Genomic DNA, 15,951 nt, shown 5'->3' with positions numbered 1-15,951 from the left:
GTGTTCGGGTTGTCGACGAGAGGGAGGTCGCGTGGGCGCTGTCCTTGACGACCTCGCGCGGCACTGGCCGCTCTACGCCGCGATGCCGTTCATCGCCGCGCTCATCGGGTACGTCACCAAGCGCGTCGCCATCGAGATGATGTTCCGGCCGCTCGAATTCGTCGGTGTGAGGCCGGTTTTCGGCTGGCAGGGTGTCGTGCCGAAGCACGGCGGCCGGATGGCCGCGGTCGCCACCGAGCTGCTGACCGCGAACCTGCTCGACGTCAAGGAGATCTTCGCCCGCATCGACCCGGTGATCATCACGCGCGAGCTGGAGCAGCCGCTGCTGCGCGCTGTCGACGACATCGCCCGCGACGTGCTGGAAAAGCACCAGCCGCGATTGTGGGAGGCGATGCCGACGCTGGCGCAGGATCTGCTGATCAAGCAGGTCCAGGCCGGGACGCCGCGGCTGGTGCGGGACTTCCTCGACGAGATCCGCGAGCACCTCGACGACGTGCTCGACGTGCAGCACATGACCGTCGAGCGGCTCACCAGGGACAAGGCGCTGCTGGTCCGGCTGATCCGCGAGACGTCGCGGCCGGAGATGGCGTTCATCGCGCGGATGGGGATCTACTTCGGCTTCGGGCTCGGTCTCGTCCAGACGGTCGTATGGGCGCTGACCCGCGAGCCATGGGTGCTGCCGATCTTCGGCGGCTGCATCGGGCTGTTCACCGACTGGCTCGCGATCAAGCTGATCTTCGTCCCGCGCGAGCCGGTGCGCGTCGGGCGCGTGATCTTCCAGGGCAAGTTCCAGCGCCGCCGCGCCGAGGTCGCGCGCCAGTACGGCGAGCTGATCGCGAACGAGGTCCTGACCGTGCCGAACCTGCTCGACGCGATCCTCCGCGGCCCGAAGTCGGATCGCCTCGTCGCGCTCGTCGAACGGCTGGTCGCCCACGCCATCGACGAACGCGCCAGCGTCGCGAAGCCGATGCTGGCGCTGGCCGTCGGCGGACGTCAGCTGCGCGAGATCAAGCACGCCGCCGCCGAGAAGGCACTCGTCCAGCTGCCTTCGACGGCGCGGCACGCCGAGGGTTATCTCACCGAGGCGATGGACGTCGCGAAGATGGTCGAACAGCGGATGCTCGCGCTCACCCCGATCGAGTTCGAGGGTTTGCTGCGGCCCGCTTTCCGTCAGGACGAATGGAAACTGATCGCGGTCGGCGGTGTCATCGGCTTCGTCGTCGGTGAGCTGCAGGTCCTGCTCATGCTCGGCTGAGCAGCTCGCCCACCGGTTCGGGAGTGGACGTCGCCCGCACGTCGGAACGGCGGTCACGGGCCCACGCGACGATCCGGCAGATCACGTAGATCAGGAACGAGATCGCGGTGACGAACGCGCTCACCGGCAGGCCCGGCGCGAGCGAGAGCACGATTCCGCCCAGTGCGGCCACTTCCGCGAAGACGATCGAGAGGACCGTGGCCTTCCACGGGCTGGCGGTGATCCGCACGGCCGCGGCCGCGGGCGTCACCATCATCGCGACGACGAGCAGCGAGCCGACGACCTGGACGCTCAGCGCCGTCGCGACGCCGGCCAGCACCGAAAACAGCACGGTCAGCAGCGACACCGGGACCCCGCGCGCGACCGCGACGTTCCGGTCGACGCTGGCGAACAGCAGCGGCCGGTAGATCAGCGCGAGTACCAGCAGGATGGCGGCCGAGGCGACGACGAACATCGTGAGGTTCGTCGAGTCGATGGTGATGATCTGCCCGGTCAGGATGCCGAACTTGTTCGCCGACCGTCCTTTGTAGAGCGACAGCAGCAGGACGCCCATGCCCAGACCGAAGGACAGGATCACGCCGATCACCGAATCACGGTCGGCGTCGCGGGTGCCGAGGATGCCCAGCAGCAGCGCGGCGACCACCGCGCCGGCGAGCGCGCCGTACTCGACGCCGACGCCGAGCAGCAGCGCCGCGGCGCCGCCGGTGAGCGCGAGTTCCGAGGTGCCGTGCACGGCGAAGGACATCCGGCGCATCACGATCAGCGGGCCGAGGATCCCGGCCACGACGGCGAGGACCGCCGCGGCGAGCAACGCGGTCTGCACGCCCTGGACCTCGGTGATCAACAGCCAGGTCTTCTCGAAGTCGAACAGGTTGTCCACGCTCAGCTCACCCGCTCGTGCTCGTCGTGGTGCGGCTGGTCCTCGCACAACGCGCTCTGCGCGCCCGCGATGTGGATCTGCCCGCCGACCTTGAGCACCTCGATCCGCGTGCCATACAGCTCCGACAGCGTCTCGGAGTTCATCACCTCGTCCGGCTTCCCGATCCGGAACTGGCCGTTGACCAGGTACAGCACGCGATCGACGAATCGCAGCACGGGATTGATCTCGTGGGTCACGAACAGCACCGCGGTCCCCGCCGTGCGACGCCGCGCGTCGATCAGCTCGCTCACCGCGCGCTGATGCGCCAGGTCGAGCGAGAGCAGCGGCTCGTCGCAGAGCAGGACCTCGGGATCGCCGACGAGCGCCTGCGCGACCCGGAGCCGCTGCTGCTCACCGCCGGACAGCTTGCCGACCGGCTGCCGCGCGTACCGCTGGGCGCCGACGGCTTCGACCGCCTCGGCCACGCGCGCGTGCCGGGCGCGGATGCCGAACAGGCCGGTGCCCCAGCGATGTCCGTCGAGGCCGAGGCCGACGAGGTCGACGCCGCGCAGGGTCAGCGAATCGTCGATCGCCCGCTGCTGCGGGATGTAGCCGACGTGCCGGTTCGCCCCGCCGGGGCGCCCGCCCGCGATCTCGACCGAGCCCGAGGACAGGGCCTGCACGCCGAGCAGCGCCTTGAGCAGGCTGCTCTTGCCGGAGCCGTTGGGCCCCAGCACGGCGAGGAACTCGCCCGGTTCGACGTCGATATCGAGACCGGACCAGAGGGTCCGGTTCCCGAAGGCGAGACCCGCCCCGCGGATGCGCACCGCGGGACGGACCGCCGAACGCACACTGCCGGCTACCGCGGACACAGTTACTTCACGGCTCCCGCCAGCGTGTCGACAGTCTTGGACATCCAACCAATGTAGTCGGTCACACCGGCGGGAAGCGTCTCGGCCACATCGACCACCGCGACCCCGGCGCCCTTCGCGTCGGCCACCACCTGCTTGGTCACCGGCGTCTCCGTCTGCACGTTGTTGACCAGCGCCTTCACCTGCTTGCCGGTGATCAGCTTGCGGAACTGGTCGAGCGCCGCGGCGGGCACGTCGGACTCGTTCTCGACGGCCTTCGAGAACTCTTCCGGGGTCGCGTCGGTGACCTTCGCGGTCTGCAGCAGGTAGCGCGCGACCGGCTCGGTCGCGACGACCTTGGTGTCCGGGTGCGCGGTGCCGATCTCCGTGGCCTTCTTGACCAGCTCGTCGATCTTGCCCTTGAACGCCTTCGCGTTGTCGTCGAAGGTCTGCTTCGAGGCGGGCTGGATCTCGCCGAGACCGGCGGCGACCTGGTCGGCGATCTTCCCGACGCCCGGCAGGTCGTACCAGACGTGCTCGTTCTCGTTGCCGGTCGCGGCGATGTCGTAGGCGACCAGCTTCTTGGCGCCTGCGGCCTGGCCGGCGAGCTTGTCGAAGAACTTGTCGTACCCGCCGCCGTTGGCCAGCGTCAGCTTCGCGTTCTTCGCGGCGAGCGCGTCGTCGGCGGTGGTCTCGTAGGAGTGCGGGTCGGCCGACGGGTCGTGGATGATCGAGGTGACCTGGACCTTGTCGCCGCCGATGGCGCTGACGACGCTGCCCCAGACGTCGGTCGAGGCGACGACCTTCACCTTGTCCGAGGCGGAGGAAGCCGCGGACGGGTTCGACGGCTTGTCACCGCTGGAGCACGCTGCCGCGCCCAGGGCGAACACGGTCAGCGCCGAGGCGGCGGCGAGCACTCTCGTGGTGCGGCGGGAACTCATCGAAACACTCCTGCGGGGTGAGCCATACAGCTAATGGAAACCGTTGTCAGATTCACTTTACCCCATCCGGATGATCATGGGGCCATTCGTCCGGAGTGGCCCACCACACGGAGTAGCGGAAAACAGCCGACAGGACTCACATGGGGTGTCGCTTCTGCAAAACGATCTGAACCGTTACGGTTTGCTGATGGGCCGTCCTATTCGCACCAGGAGGCAGGCGACGCTGGCGTCGCTCGCGGCGGAACTCGGTGTGTCCAGGACTACCGTGTCGAATGCATACAATCGACCGGATCAACTGTCCCCGGAACTCCGCCGCCGTGTGCTCGAGACCGCCCGGCGGCTCGGCTACCCGGGTCCCGACCCGGTGGCCCGCTCGCTGCGTACCCGCAAGGCGGGCGCGGTCGGTCTCCTGCTGACCGAGAACCTCTCCTACGCCTTCCGTGACCCCGCGGCCGTCGGCGTCCTCGAAGGGCTCGCGCTCGCGTGCGAGGACGCCGGGGTCGGGCTGCATCTCGTCCCCGCGAGCCCCGGCCGCGAGGACGTCGCGGCCGTGCACCGCGCGGGTGTCGACGGGTTCGTCGTCTACTCGGTGCCCGACGACGATCCGCACCTCGGCGCGGTGCTGGAGCGCCCGGTGCCGACGGTGATCATCGACCAGCCGCGCGTCGAAGGCGTCGACCGGGTCGGCCCGGACGACGCGGCCGCGGTGACCGCGATCGCCGAGCACCTCGTCTCGCTCGGGCACCGCCAGGTCGGCGTCGTGTGCATGCGGCTGGCCCGCGAGCGCAACGACGACTTCGTCAACGCGGAACGGCAGAGCAGCGCGCACTTCCACGTCCAGCGCACCCGCCTGGAAGCGCTCGCCACGGCGTTCTCCGCGGCGGGCGTCGACTGGGCGAGCGTGCCGGTGGTCGAGCGGTTCGACCACACCGTGGACGACGGCGCGTCGGCCGCGCGGCAGCTGCTCGACGCGTACCCGCAGATCACCGCGGTGATCTGCACCTCGGACATCCTCGCGCTCGGCGCGCTCGCCGAGGCCGAACGCCGCGGCCTGCGGGTGCCGCAGGACCTGACGGTAACCGGGTTCGACGGGATCGCCGAGGCGGAACGCGCCGGGCTGACCACGGTCCACCAGCCGGTGCTGGAGAAGGGCAAGGTGGCCGGGCGGCTGCTGCTCGGCTCGGCCGAGCGCGTCGGGCCGAAGATCATCACGCTGCCCACCGAGCTGCGGGTCGGCCGGACGTCGGGCCCGCCGCGCACGGTCGAGGAGCCCTGGTTCGGCGGCTGAGCAGGCCGCTTCGCGAGGTTTCGGCCTCGTGATGTGCAACCCGAAAACATTGCCATGAAGGGTGCCGGGCGGTTCCAATGAGAGGGACCGCCCGCGCTGCGGGGACCCTTCACAGGCCGAAGGAGGCCTCGATGACCTCCATCGACATTCTGCTCAAGCGGAACGAGGAGCTGGGCAATGTCGTCCCCGGTGACCGTTCCTCGCCCCGGCCGTCACTGAACATCGCGATCCTGACCTGCATGGACGCCCGTATCCGGGTGTTCGAGATCTTCGGGCTGATCCAGGGCGAATCGCACGTGCTGCGCAACGCGGGCGGCGTCGTCACCGACGACATGATCCGCTCGCTCGCGCTGAGCCAGCGCAAGCTCGGCACCCGCGAGGTCCTGATCGTCCAGCACACCGAGTGCGGGCTGTCGATGGTGACCGAGGACGACTTCAAGGACGAGCTCGAAGAGGCGAGTGGTCTGCGGCCGACCTGGTCGGTCGAGGCGTTCCGCGCGGTGGAGGACAGTGTCCGGCGCTCGGTGGAGCGGGTCCGGCGCAGCGACTTCCTGCCGCACCGCGACAACGTGCGCGGCTTCGTCTACGACGTCAAGGCCGGGACACTGACCGAGGTCGCATAGCAGGGTAACTAAGCTCTACCGGGTGCCCGTAGACGCCGAAATCCTGGTCGACTGGTTCTCCGCACACGGTCGCGAGCTGCCATGGCGCGAGCCGGACTGCTCCGCTTGGGGCGTGCTGGTCAGCGAGATCATGCTGCAGCAGACGCCGGTTTCCCGCGTCCAGCCGATCTGGCTGGAGTGGATGGCGCGCTGGCCGGTGCCCTCGGCGCTGGCCGCCGAAGCGCAGGGCGAGGTCGTGCGGGCCTGGGGCAAGCTCGGGTACCCGCGCCGCGCGCTGCGGCTGCACGAGGCCGCCGGCGTCATCGCGGCCGAGCACGGCGACGTCGTACCGTCCGATGTGGACACCCTGCTCGCGCTGCCGGGCATCGGGGCGTACACCGCACGCGCGGTGGCGGCGTTCGCCTACGGCAAACGCGCCCCGGTCGTCGACACGAACGTCCGGCGCGTGGTGGCACGCGCGGTGCACGGCGCCGGGGATGCCGGACCGGCGTCGAACACCCGCGACATGGCCGACGTCGAGGCGTTGCTGCCCGCCGATGACGCGCCCGCGGCGAAGTTCTCGGCGGCGTTGATGGAGCTCGGCGCGTTGATCTGCACCGCTCGTTCCCCGCGCTGCGCGGACTGCCCGGTGCACGCCGAATGCGCGTGGCAGCACGCGGGAAAGCCCGCCTACGCCGGGCCCGCCAAGCCGGTGCAGAAATTCGCCGGCACCGACCGGCAGGTGCGCGGCCTGCTGCTCGACGTCCTGCGCGGCACCGAGGGTCCGGTGGAAAAGGCCAGGCTGGACATCGTCTGGCACGACGCGGGCCAGCGTGACCGCTGCCTGGATTCGCTGCTCGTGGACGGCCTGCTGGAGCAGACCCGCGACGGGCTTTTCGCACTCCCTGGCGAACACTGACGCACTAAGACGAAAGTCGGTGAATGATTGCCGTCGTCGCATACGCGGGCTAGCTTCTGCTGAACGCATTCGGCGAGGGAGGTCTTTCCATGACCGAGTCGGGGTTCGGCCGTCGTTCGTTCGTCAAAGGGAGTCTGACGGTCACCGCTGTGGGGGCGCTCGGGCTGGCGGGCGCGGGGAGAGCCGCCGCGTCCGTACCGACACCGCGGATCTACAGCACGTCGGACTGGCACGCGCGGCCGGCGTCCGGCGCGATCACCGTGGAGAACCACAAGCCGACGTACATCGTCGTGCATCACACGGTCGATCCTGGCAACAACACGGACACGTCACTGGAGCACGCCTTCCAGATCTCGCGCGACATCCAGAACTTCCACATGGACACCCGGGGCTGGATCGACACCGGTCAGCAGTTCACGAACAGCCGGGGCGGGTTCGTCACCGAGGGCAGGCACAGAAGCCTCGAAATCCTGCGCGGCGGCAGGCAGCACGTCCAGGGCGCGAACGTCGCCGATCACAACAGCGAGTGCCTCGGCATCGAGAACGAGGGGATCTACAGCAAGGAAGACGTGCCGCCCGCGCTGTGGAACTCGCTGGTGAACCTGGTCGCCTACATCGCACACCAGTACGGCATCGCCCCGGCGATGATCAAGGGCCACCGGGATTTCAACTCCACCGAGTGCCCCGGCACGGTGCTCTACAACCGGCTACCGGAACTGCGCGACGCCGTCGGCAAGATTCTCGGCGTCGCAGTGCGCGAGGAAACCCCGTGGCCGCTGCTCAAACCGGGTGATTCCGGGCGAAACGTCCTCCGCGCGCAGCGGTTGCTGCGGGCCAAGGGCGTCGAGGTCCCGGCCGACGGGGTGTTCGGTGCGTCCACAAAGGACGGTGTCGCGGCGTTCGCGGCGCGGCACGGGCTCTCGCGGGACACCTGCACCGCGACGGCGGCGACCGACGAGACCGGCTTCCTCGGCGCCGACGTCTGGCCGCTGCTGGTCCCGTCCGGGCAGCCGGCGGGCGTGTTGCGCGCCGAACTCAGCGGCTGAGGACGCCGGAGAGAAAGGCTTCGACGGCGCCCCGGTAGGTCTCCGGGGCCTCGTCGTGGACGATATGGCCGGAATCCGGGACGACCAGGTGACGAGCGCCGGGGACACGCGCGGCGACCGACGCCTGCTGCCCGGCGGGCATCGCCGTGCGCTCGCCTTCGAGCACCAGCAGCGGGCAGCGGACGGCGTCCACAATGGACCAGTAGTCGCGGCGGCCCCATTCGGCGGCGATCTCGTACAGGGTGTCCATGTCGGCGATGAGGTGGTAGCCGTCTTCGCGTTCCTCGACGCATTCGACGAAGTAGTCCCCGACCTCGCCGAAGAACTCCCGCACGTGAGCGAGTGATTCGAACGGCGTCGGCCAGGTCTCGAAGTACCCGCGCCAGGTCTCGACGGTGCGGCCGCGCTGATCCGGCGCGAAGTCCTCGGACACCACCGCGCGCACCAGCTCCGGGAATTTCGCCGCAGTGGCCCAGGCGTGCAGCCCGCCCATGGAATGCCCGATCAGCACGGCCTGCTCGCCCCCGAGCGAACGCACCGCGTCGGCGACGTCCTCGGCGAAGCTCTCGGTGGTCCACGGCCCGGTCCGCGCCGCGCGGCCGTGCCCGCGCGCGTCAAGTCCGTACACCCGCCCGTATGGCTTGAGCCATTGCGCGACGCGCCACCACGTCCGTGCCCGGCCCATCAGGCCGTGCAGCAGGACAACGGGCACGTCACCCGTTCCGCCGAAGTCGACGAGCATCCCGCCTCCCGTCCCGATCATCGCCGCTGACGCTACCCGGTCGGCCGAACGCGACCGGCCGACCCGGAACCACCACCCTAAGGTGGCTCCTATGCGCCGCCGCGGAATCGCCCTTCTCGCCGGCTGTGTGGTGATGCTGGCCGCGGGCTGCACCGCCGCGGACAGCCATCCCACGCCGCCGCCACCGCCGCCGCTGCACCCCGCGCCGGGTGCGGCCACCGCGGGCGATCCGTACTACCCCGACGACGGCAACGGCGGCTACGACGCGCTCGACTACCACGTCGACGTCGGCTACGACCCGGCGAACGGCAAGCTCGACGGCGACACCACGGTCACCGCGAAGGCGACCCAGGACCTGAACCGCTTTTCATTGGACCTGCGCGGTTTGGACGTCCGAGGCGTGGACGTCGAGGGCAAACCGGCGACGTTCACCAGGGAAAAGGGCGTGAAGCTGGTCGTCACGCCCGCCGAACCGCTGCGCTCGGGCAGCACGTTCCGCGTCCGGGTGCGCTACGGCGGCGACCCGTCCGCGACGCCGCACGGCGGCGGGAGCGAGAACGGCTGGCAGCGCTCGAAGGACGGCGGCGCGTACATGGTCGGCGAGCCGCACTCGGCCGCGTTCTGGTACCCCGTCAACGAAACCCCGCGCGACAAGGCGACCTTTTCGGTCACCGCACACGTTCCGGACGGCTGGACGGTGATCTCGAACGGCCGCGAACAGGGCAGCAGCTCGGCGGGCGGCAGGACGACGACGTCATGGGCGGAGCCGAACCCGATCGCGAGCTACCTGACGACGATCGCGATCGGCAAGTTCACCGTCGACCGGATGGCACTGCCCGACGGCACGCCGATCGTCAACGCCTACGCGCCCGAATCGGGCGGCCACGGCGAACCCTCGATCCGGCTGCCGGAGATCATCGCGTTCCTGGCGGGCAAGTTCGGGCCCTACCCGCAGAGCGCGGCCGGCGGGATCTTCCTCAACGAGGACATCCACTTCTCGCTGGAAACCCAGGGCAGGCCGACCTACGCGAAATGGGCCGAGCTGCTGACCGTCGTGCACGAGACCGCCCACCAGTGGTTCGGCGATTCGGTGTCGCTGAACTCGTGGTCCGACATCTGCCTCAACGAGTGCATCGCGTCGTACGCGCAATGGCTGTGGGCCGAGGCCAAGGACAACCAGAACCTCGACGAGCGCTATCACGCCGCGGTGGAGATCTTCGGCGGCAACACGGATTTCTGGGCGTCGAAACTGGTCGACATGGGCAGCGGGCACGAGTTCCAGGGCGTGTACGGCAAGGGGATCCTTGCCGTACACGCGTTGCGCCGCAAGATCGGCGACGACGCCTTCAACCGTGTGCTGCGCGAATGGCCGGACGCGCACCGGCACGCCAACGCGTCGTGGGCGGAGTTCGAGGCGCTGGTCACCAAGGCGTCCGGGCAGGATCTGCGTTCCTTCTTCGACGACTGGTTCCGCGGCACCAAGAAACCCGCCGACGAAAACCTCTACCCCGGCTCCCTGAAGGGCTGAGGCGCGGCACCGGCGAACTCGCGTACCCAGGTGGACGACACGACGTTGGGTCGCTCGTGTCGTCCATCCAGGTACGCGAGTCGTCTGTCCGCGTACGCGTGTCGTCCGATCAGGCGTCCCGGCTGCCCAGCAGGGACCGCGTGAGCGCGCCGCGCGCGTCGTTCATCTCGGCCAGTGCCCCGGCCAGTTCGGCGTCGCCGACCACGATCTCGCCGTCCGCCGGGTGCTCGGTGATCGCCCGCAGGGACGCGCGGCGCAGCAGTTCCTTGACGAACGAGGCCGTGACACCGTCGGTGCCCTCGACGATCGGCGCCAGGTCCGCGGTCAGTTTCAGCCCGCGGCCGTAGAGCCGCAGCAGCGCCTCCCGGCCCGCCGCGTCGGGGAGCGGGATCTCGACGGCCAGGTCGACCCGGCCAGGCCGGTCGGCCAGCGCGCGTTCCAGTTCGCCGGCGCGGTTCGTGGTGAGCAGGAAGGTGACGTCGGCGTCGCGGCCGATGCCGTCCATCGCGTCGAGCAGGCTGAACAGCAGCGGGTTCCCCATCGGCGTGTGGCCGCGGTCCTGTGCGATGAGGTCGACGTCCTCGAGCACCACGATGCTCGGCTGCAGGCGCCGCGCGAGGCTCGCCGCGCTCGCGATGAACCGCATCGCGATGCCGGTCAGCACCACCACCGTGTTCCCGGGGAGCCTGCCCATCAGGTACCGCACGGTGTGGGTCTTTCCGGTGCCCGGCGGGCCGTGCAGCAGCAGGCCGCGCTTGAGATGCTGGCCCGCCGCGAGCAGCCGGTCGCCGTGCTCGGCGATGCCGACGATGTGCCGCTCGATCGAGTCGAGCACGCCGTCGGGCAGGACGACGTCCTCTCCGGCCAGGTCCGGGCGCGGCAGGAACGTCAGCAGCTCGTTGCCGCGGTTCTCGCTGACGCCGAACGCGAGGACCTGGCCGCGCAGCACGTCGTGCTCGGCCATCAGCTGTTCGATCCGGTCGCGGACGGCGGTGGCGATGGCGCGGTCCGCCGCGAGCACCTCCAGCCGGCACTGCTGCTGGCCGTACTGCAGGTTCGCGCCGCGGACGCCGAGGACGACCGGTTCGCCGCCGGGCGCGGTGGTCGCGGCCAGGCCGAGCTGGACGACCTCGGTGACCTCGTCCGGTCCGATCGCGACGGTGGTGAAGTCGACGGCGCCGAGCTCGTAGAGGCCCTGCTTCCCGGCGGCCACCAGCATGCCGACGAGTTCCTCGTGCCCGCGGTGGGCACCGGCGATCCCGAACCAGTCCGGCGTCGTCCCGCGCTCGGCGAGGTACGCGTCGACACCGCGCTGGACGTTCGCGTGCTCCCAGGCCTCCCACGCCTGGCCGACCACGGTGACCTTCGGCAGCGTCACGCCGAGATGCCCGGCCACCTTGTCGACGAGTTCGTTGCCTTCCCCGCTCGCGCCCACCGAATCGGCGGTCGCGCGGATGATCCGGTGCAGATCCGCCGCCAAAGCGGCACTGTCCCCGTATTCGTCAGCACTCCCCATTCCCCCAGCATGACACGAAGGGGATGATCAAGCCGACTCATCGACGAGCGGCTGTCCGTAATCGGGAAGCTCGTTATCGTTGAATACTTTTCGCATATGCGAGACAGATCATCGCCTGGGCGTACGAAACGCGATTCCTCGTCGAAGACGTCCGGGTGGCGAGGGCCTTGTTTGTTCCGGCGGGCGAACGGCAGGCTCCAGCCCCATCGGCTGTGACGGCCGCCAAGCCGATTCCGGGGCCGGAGATCAGTACGCTGGTGGCATGACTGTCGTGAAGATCAACGCCATCGAGGTCCCCGAGGGCGCGGGCCCTGAGCTGGAGAAACGCTTCGCCGCACGGCTGCACTCGGTCGACGACCAGCCGGGGTTCCTCGGGTTCGAGCTGCTCCGCCCGGTCAGCGGGGAAAGCCGCTACTTCGTCTACACGAAGTGGGAGACCGAGGAGCACTACCAGGCCTGGGCCGCCGGTCCGGCGCGCGAGGCGCACTCCGGCGAGCGCGCCAAGCCGGTCGCCTCCGGGGCGAGCCTGCTGGAATTCGAGGTCGTCACGGCCAGTAAGCCGGGTGAGTGACCTCGGCAGAGCCGCCGAACTGATCGCCGGTGCCGGTGCGCTGCTCGTCTGCGCCGGCGCCGGGATGGGCGTGGACTCCGGCCTGCCGGACTTCCGCGGCGGCGAAGGATTCTGGCGCGCCTATCCGCCTTACGCCCGGCTGGGCCTGCGGTTCGAGGAGCTGGCCGACCCGCGTCACTTCGCCGACGATCCCGAGCTGGCGTGGGGTTTCTACGGCCACCGGCTCGACCTGTACCGGCGGACGGCACCGCACGCGGGCTTCCGGCTGCTGCGGACGTGGGGTTCCCGGCTCCCCGGCGGCGTCCGGGTATTCACGTCCAATGTGGACGGGCAGTTCCAGCGGGCGGGATTCGGCATGGTGGCCGAGGCACACGGGTCGATCCACCATCTGCAGTGCCTGGACGGCTGCACCGACGAGATCTGGGCGGCCGACACCGCCGAGGTCGACATCGATGTCGAAACCATGCGTGCCCGGTCGCCGCTGCCGTGCTGCCTGCGCTGCGGCGGGCTCGCGCGGCCGAACATCCTGATGTTCGGCGACGTCTCGTGGCAGCCCGCCCGCAGCGATGCCCAGCTGACCGAACTGGCAACGTGGCGGCGCGCCCACCGCGATGTCGCGGTCGTGGAGCTGGGTGCCGGGCAGGCCGTGCCGACCGTGCGCCGCTACGCCGAACTGGCGAGCGCGGCGACCGGCGCGTTGATCCGGATCAACCCCCGCGAGCCCGAGATCCGGCACGGCCGGGGCGTGTCGATCGCCGCGGGCGCGCTGGACACGCTCACCGCCCTCGACGACCTGCTGAGCTGAAGGGGACTTTCCTCGCATCACATGCGACGAAAGTCCCCTTCAGCTCATGTCACGAGACGAAAGTCCCCTTCAGCCCGCCTCTCACGGGAGCTGGATCTCGGCGTAGATCGCGCGGTGATCGCTGCCCGGCACCTTGAACACCCGGAAGTCGCGCACCGCGGCCCGCCGGTCCACGACGACGTGGTCGAGCGCGACGAGCGGCGCCGCGGTGTGCCAGGTCGGGGTGAGCGACTTGCCGCGCTCCTGCGCCGCGTCGAGGTACCCCCTGGCCAGCACGGTCCGGAAGGCGGCGTGGTCCAGCGTCGCGTTGAAGTCCCCGGCGAGGATCCGGATGCCGTGTTCGCCCTCGGCCGCGGAGAGGTCCTTCATCTCCCGTTCCCAGCGCCGCGAATCGACGTCCGGTGAGATCGGGTGCACCGCGACCAGTTCGATCACGACGCCGTCGCCGAGATCGGCACGCGCGCCCGGCTGTTTGGCGGCGGATTCCCCGGTCAGCTGCGTCTCGGTCAGCGGGAAGCGCGACACGATCCCGGAGCCCTCGACACCGGGGTCCGTGTGCACCACGCGGTACGGCAGCAGGGTGAACAGCCCGGCCTGGTCCAGCCGCCGGAGCGCGTCCGGGGTCAGCTCGACGAGGTTGAGCACGTCGACCTGGTTCGACCGGACCAGCTCGACGATCTCCCGCGGGTCGGCCGAGCCGACGTACAGATTCGAGGCGAGCACGCGCAGTGTCCGCCCCTGCACCGCGCGCTGCTCGACGGCGGAGAACCTCGGCACCACCAGCACCGCCACCGCGCCGGCCACCACCAGCGCGAGTACCCCGAGCGTCCAGCGGCGGAGCACCAGCGCGAGCACCGCCACCAGCACCGCGAGCGGCGCGACGTACGGCGTGAGCGACAGCGGGGCGAGGGTGTACCAGTTGCCGTCGAAGCCCACGAACCGCAGCGCTGCGACGCAGGCCAGCGCCAGCACCACGAGCGCCAGCAGAAAGGTCACCCATCCGCGCCGCGCCCTGACTTCCCCTTCGACCACCATGCGGCCGAGTATGCCGATCCCCGGCCCGGCACCGGCGGCTGCCGGCCGGACCTCCACAAGACCTCCACACGACACGCACCGCTGACACCGCCGCACCGGCACTGGCAGCGACGTCCGCCGCCTGACAGCGCGCTGTGCGCGGCCTATCAGCGCGCCGGTCCACTCTGGTCTCAAGCGACAGCGAAGGGAGACGTGATGTCGCACGCGATCCGGGCCGAAGGCCTGGTCAAACACTTCGGGGAGACGAAGGCGCTGGACGGGGTGGACCTCGAGGTCCCGTTCGGCAAGGTGGTCGGGGTGCTCGGGCCGAACGGCGCGGGGAAGACGACGGCGGTCCGCATCCTGGCGACGCTGCTCAAGCCGGACGCGGGCCACGCGACCGTCGCGGGCTACGACGTGGTGAAGGATCCGGTGCGGGTCCGCTCGATGATCGGGCTGACCGGGCAGTACGCCTCGGTCGACGAGGATCTCAGCGGCACCGAGAACCTGATGCTCATCGGCAGGCTGCTCAACCAGTCCCGAGCGAGCGCCCGCGCCCGCGCCGAGGAACTGCTGGAGCGGTTCGAACTGACCGACGCGGCGAAGCGGCCGATCAAGACCTACTCCGGTGGGATGCGGCGGCGGCTGGACCTCGCGGCGAGCCTCGTCGGCAAGCCCGAGGTGCTTTACCTCGACGAGCCGACCACGGGCCTGGACCCGCACGTCCGCAACGAGGTCTGGCAGGTCGTGCGCCAGCTCGTCGGCGAGGGCGCGACGGTCCTGCTCACCACGCAGTACCTGGAGGAGGCCGACCAGCTGGCCGACACGATCACCGTGTTCGACCACGGCCATGTCGTCGCCAACGGCCGCGCGGACGAGCTCAAGCGCCGTGTCGGCGGGCAGACGCTCCAGGTGCGCCCCACCTCGCTCACCGACCTCGACACGGTGCAGCGCATCCTCGGCGAGCTGACCGGTGTCCGTCCACATCGGAACGACGACACCGGGCTGCTCACCGCGCCGGTGTCCGATCCGGTTCTGCTGTCCACTTTGGTCCGCAAGCTGGACGAAGCCGGGATCACCGCCGACGAGCTGGCGCTGCGGCTGCCCAGCCTGGACGAGGTTTTCCTGGCACTGACCGGGCACGCGGCCGAAGAGTCCATCGAGGACAAGACACTCGAAAGGAGCCTGGCATGACCACGCTCATCGCCGATGCCAGGGTCCCGGCCTCGCACATCAGCGTCGGCAGGGGCCTGCAGCACGCGCTTTCCCTTGCCTGGCGGGGAATCCTGAAGATCAGGAAGAATCCGGAACAGCTGCTCGACGTCACGCTGATGCCGATCATCTTCCTGATGATGTTCACCTACCTGTTCGGCGGCGCGCTGGGCGGCAACATCGAGAACTACCTGCAGACGCTGGTGCCCGGCGTCATGGTGATGAACATCATGCAGGCCAGTATGACCATCGGCACGCAGATGAACACCGACATCACCAAGGGTGTGTTCGACCGGTTCCGCAGTATGCCGATCGCCCGGTCGGCGCCGCTGATCGGCGCGGTGCTCGCGGACATCGTGCGATACCTGGTGTGTCTCGTGGTGCTGATGATCGTGGCCACGATCATGGGTTTCCGGGTCACCACCGGGCCCGCGGAGTTCGTGCTGAGCGCGCTGCTGGTCATCGCGTTCGGGCTGTGCTTCTGCTGGATCTCGGTGTTCGTCGGGATGATGATGCGCAGCAGTGGCGCGGTGCAGGGCGTCATGTTCATCTTCATCATGCCGCTGACCTTCGGCAGCAACGTCTTCGTCGCCAACACCTCGACGATGCCGGGCTGGCTCCAGGCCTGGGCGGACATCAGCCCGGTGAGCCAGCTGACGAACGTGTTGCGCGGGCTGCTGACCGGGGCACCGATCGGCAACTCGCTCGCCGGTTCGCTGGCCTGGATGGCCGGAGCCGTGCTGGTGTTCTTCCCGCTCGCGACGTGGGCCTATCGCAAGCGGGTCTGAATAAGGGGAAGAAA

16 protein-coding genes are annotated in these 15,951 nt (G+C 69.7%); 10 read left to right on the top strand and 6 right to left on the bottom strand.

What is annotated here, in order from left to right; all coding sequences use genetic code 11:
• Window positions 1-31 precede the first annotated feature (31 nt).
• The gene (locus tag ACFWX1_RS27380; protein ID WP_378392005.1) at window positions 32-1,255 is read left to right on the top strand and encodes a DUF445 domain-containing protein; all 1,224 of its coding nucleotides are present in this window, start codon (window positions 32-34) and stop codon (window positions 1,253-1,255) included.
• On the opposite strand, the gene ACFWX1_RS27375 is transcribed toward ACFWX1_RS27380, so the two are convergent.
• Genes ACFWX1_RS27375 through ACFWX1_RS27365 form a run of 3 tightly spaced genes read right to left on the bottom strand, consistent with a single transcriptional unit; the run spans window position 1,242 to window position 3,906 of the window.
• Window positions 1,242-2,135 (bottom strand): metal ABC transporter permease, encoded by an 894-nt coding sequence (locus ACFWX1_RS27375; protein ID WP_378392003.1) that lies wholly within the window; start codon window positions 2,133-2,135, stop codon window positions 1,242-1,244. The genes ACFWX1_RS27380 and ACFWX1_RS27375 overlap by 14 nt on opposite strands.
• 2 nt (window positions 2,136-2,137) lie before the next feature.
• On the bottom strand, window positions 2,138-2,986 hold the full coding sequence (locus ACFWX1_RS27370; RefSeq protein ID WP_378392001.1) for a metal ABC transporter ATP-binding protein: 849 nt from the start codon (window positions 2,984-2,986) through the stop codon (window positions 2,138-2,140).
• A gap of 2 nt (window positions 2,987-2,988) precedes the next feature.
• Window positions 2,989-3,906 (bottom strand): metal ABC transporter solute-binding protein, Zn/Mn family, encoded by a 918-nt coding sequence (locus ACFWX1_RS27365; RefSeq protein ID WP_378391999.1) that lies wholly within the window; start codon window positions 3,904-3,906, stop codon window positions 2,989-2,991.
• Between the two features lie 187 nt (window positions 3,907-4,093).
• Between ACFWX1_RS27365 and ACFWX1_RS27360 the strand changes: the two genes are divergently transcribed.
• From ACFWX1_RS27360 to ACFWX1_RS27345, 4 genes are all read left to right on the top strand, one after another.
• Complete coding sequence (locus ACFWX1_RS27360) at window positions 4,094-5,194, top strand: LacI family DNA-binding transcriptional regulator (RefSeq protein ID WP_378391997.1); 1,101 nt, start codon at window positions 4,094-4,096, stop codon at window positions 5,192-5,194.
• A gap of 131 nt (window positions 5,195-5,325) precedes the next feature.
• Window positions 5,326-5,817: a beta-class carbonic anhydrase gene (locus tag ACFWX1_RS27355; RefSeq protein ID WP_378391995.1), complete on the top strand. Its 492-nt coding sequence runs from the start codon at window positions 5,326-5,328 to the stop codon at window positions 5,815-5,817.
• Between the two features lie 22 nt (window positions 5,818-5,839).
• On the top strand, window positions 5,840-6,715 hold the full coding sequence (locus tag ACFWX1_RS27350) for an A/G-specific adenine glycosylase (protein ID WP_378391993.1): 876 nt from the start codon (window positions 5,840-5,842) through the stop codon (window positions 6,713-6,715).
• Between the two features lie 89 nt (window positions 6,716-6,804).
• The gene (locus tag ACFWX1_RS27345; RefSeq protein WP_378391991.1) at window positions 6,805-7,761 is read left to right on the top strand and encodes an N-acetylmuramoyl-L-alanine amidase; all 957 of its coding nucleotides are present in this window, start codon (window positions 6,805-6,807) and stop codon (window positions 7,759-7,761) included.
• On the opposite strand, the gene ACFWX1_RS27340 is transcribed toward ACFWX1_RS27345, so the two are convergent.
• Complete coding sequence (locus ACFWX1_RS27340) at window positions 7,751-8,524, bottom strand: alpha/beta fold hydrolase (RefSeq protein ID WP_378391989.1); 774 nt, start codon at window positions 8,522-8,524, stop codon at window positions 7,751-7,753. The genes ACFWX1_RS27345 and ACFWX1_RS27340 overlap by 11 nt on opposite strands.
• A 70-nt stretch (window positions 8,525-8,594) precedes the next feature.
• Between ACFWX1_RS27340 and ACFWX1_RS27335 the strand changes: the two genes are divergently transcribed.
• Entirely contained in the window at window positions 8,595-10,031 is a 1,437-nt protein-coding gene (locus ACFWX1_RS27335; protein ID WP_378391987.1) for a M1 family metallopeptidase, read from the top strand.
• 109 nt (window positions 10,032-10,140) lie between these two features.
• Here ACFWX1_RS27335 and ACFWX1_RS27330 read toward each other — a convergent pair whose 3' ends face one another.
• Window positions 10,141-11,547 carry an AAA family ATPase gene (locus tag ACFWX1_RS27330; protein ID WP_378391985.1) on the bottom strand — a complete coding sequence of 469 codons (1,407 nt, stop codon included), beginning with the start codon at window positions 11,545-11,547 and terminating at the stop codon, window positions 10,141-10,143.
• Between the two features lie 262 nt (window positions 11,548-11,809).
• Here ACFWX1_RS27330 and ACFWX1_RS27325 point away from each other — a divergent pair, with 262 nt between their 5' ends.
• Both ACFWX1_RS27325 and ACFWX1_RS27320 read left to right on the top strand, forming a co-directional pair.
• Window positions 11,810-12,118: an antibiotic biosynthesis monooxygenase family protein gene (locus tag ACFWX1_RS27325; RefSeq protein WP_378391983.1), complete on the top strand. Its 309-nt coding sequence runs from the start codon at window positions 11,810-11,812 to the stop codon at window positions 12,116-12,118.
• Window positions 12,111-12,923: an NAD-dependent deacetylase gene (locus ACFWX1_RS27320; RefSeq protein WP_378391981.1), complete on the top strand. Its 813-nt coding sequence runs from the start codon at window positions 12,111-12,113 to the stop codon at window positions 12,921-12,923. Before ACFWX1_RS27325 ends, ACFWX1_RS27320 begins: the two co-directional genes overlap by 8 nt.
• Window positions 12,924-13,004: 81 nt before the next feature.
• On the opposite strand, the gene ACFWX1_RS27315 is transcribed toward ACFWX1_RS27320, so the two are convergent.
• Window positions 13,005-13,958: an endonuclease/exonuclease/phosphatase family protein gene (locus ACFWX1_RS27315; RefSeq protein WP_378391980.1), complete on the bottom strand. Its 954-nt coding sequence runs from the start codon at window positions 13,956-13,958 to the stop codon at window positions 13,005-13,007.
• A 195-nt stretch (window positions 13,959-14,153) separates the two neighbouring features.
• Here ACFWX1_RS27315 and ACFWX1_RS27310 point away from each other — a divergent pair, with 195 nt between their 5' ends.
• Entirely contained in the window at window positions 14,154-15,131 is a 978-nt protein-coding gene (locus ACFWX1_RS27310; RefSeq protein ID WP_378391978.1) for an ATP-binding cassette domain-containing protein, read from the top strand.
• The gene (locus ACFWX1_RS27305; RefSeq protein WP_378391976.1) at window positions 15,128-15,937 is read left to right on the top strand and encodes an ABC transporter permease; all 810 of its coding nucleotides are present in this window, start codon (window positions 15,128-15,130) and stop codon (window positions 15,935-15,937) included. The genes ACFWX1_RS27310 and ACFWX1_RS27305 overlap by 4 nt, the downstream gene beginning before the upstream one ends.
• Window positions 15,938-15,951 lie beyond the last annotated feature (14 nt).

The sequence above is a fragment of the Amycolatopsis sp. NPDC059021 genome, assembly GCF_042739895.1.
Taxonomy (GTDB): Bacteria; Actinomycetota; Actinomycetes; order Mycobacteriales; family Pseudonocardiaceae; genus Amycolatopsis.
Note: the sequence above shows the minus strand (reverse complement) of the source record. Positions and strands in the feature narration are given on the sequence as shown.

Bases quoted from the DNA above. Each gene is read 5' to 3' on its own strand.
- ACFWX1_RS27315 (WP_378391980.1), bottom strand. From the start codon at position 13,958: ATGGTGGTCGAAGGGGAAGTCAGGGCGCGGCGCGGATGGGTGACCTTT.
- ACFWX1_RS27335 (WP_378391987.1), top strand. From the start codon at position 8,595: ATGCGCCGCCGCGGAATCGCCCTTCTCGCCGGCTGTGTGGTGATGCTG.
- ACFWX1_RS27340 (WP_378391989.1), bottom strand. From the start codon at position 8,524: ATGATCGGGACGGGAGGCGGGATGCTCGTCGACTTCGGCGGAACGGGT.
- ACFWX1_RS27310 (WP_378391978.1), top strand. From the start codon at position 14,154: ATGTCGCACGCGATCCGGGCCGAAGGCCTGGTCAAACACTTCGGGGAG.
- ACFWX1_RS27360 (WP_378391997.1), top strand. From the start codon at position 4,094: ATGGGCCGTCCTATTCGCACCAGGAGGCAGGCGACGCTGGCGTCGCTC.
- ACFWX1_RS27345 (WP_378391991.1), top strand. From the start codon at position 6,805: ATGACCGAGTCGGGGTTCGGCCGTCGTTCGTTCGTCAAAGGGAGTCTG.
- ACFWX1_RS27325 (WP_378391983.1), top strand. From the start codon at position 11,810: ATGACTGTCGTGAAGATCAACGCCATCGAGGTCCCCGAGGGCGCGGGC.
- ACFWX1_RS27305 (WP_378391976.1), top strand. From the start codon at position 15,128: ATGACCACGCTCATCGCCGATGCCAGGGTCCCGGCCTCGCACATCAGC.
- ACFWX1_RS27365 (WP_378391999.1), bottom strand. From the start codon at position 3,906: ATGAGTTCCCGCCGCACCACGAGAGTGCTCGCCGCCGCCTCGGCGCTG.
- ACFWX1_RS27330 (WP_378391985.1), bottom strand. From the start codon at position 11,547: ATGGGGAGTGCTGACGAATACGGGGACAGTGCCGCTTTGGCGGCGGAT.
- ACFWX1_RS27355 (WP_378391995.1), top strand. From the start codon at position 5,326: ATGACCTCCATCGACATTCTGCTCAAGCGGAACGAGGAGCTGGGCAAT.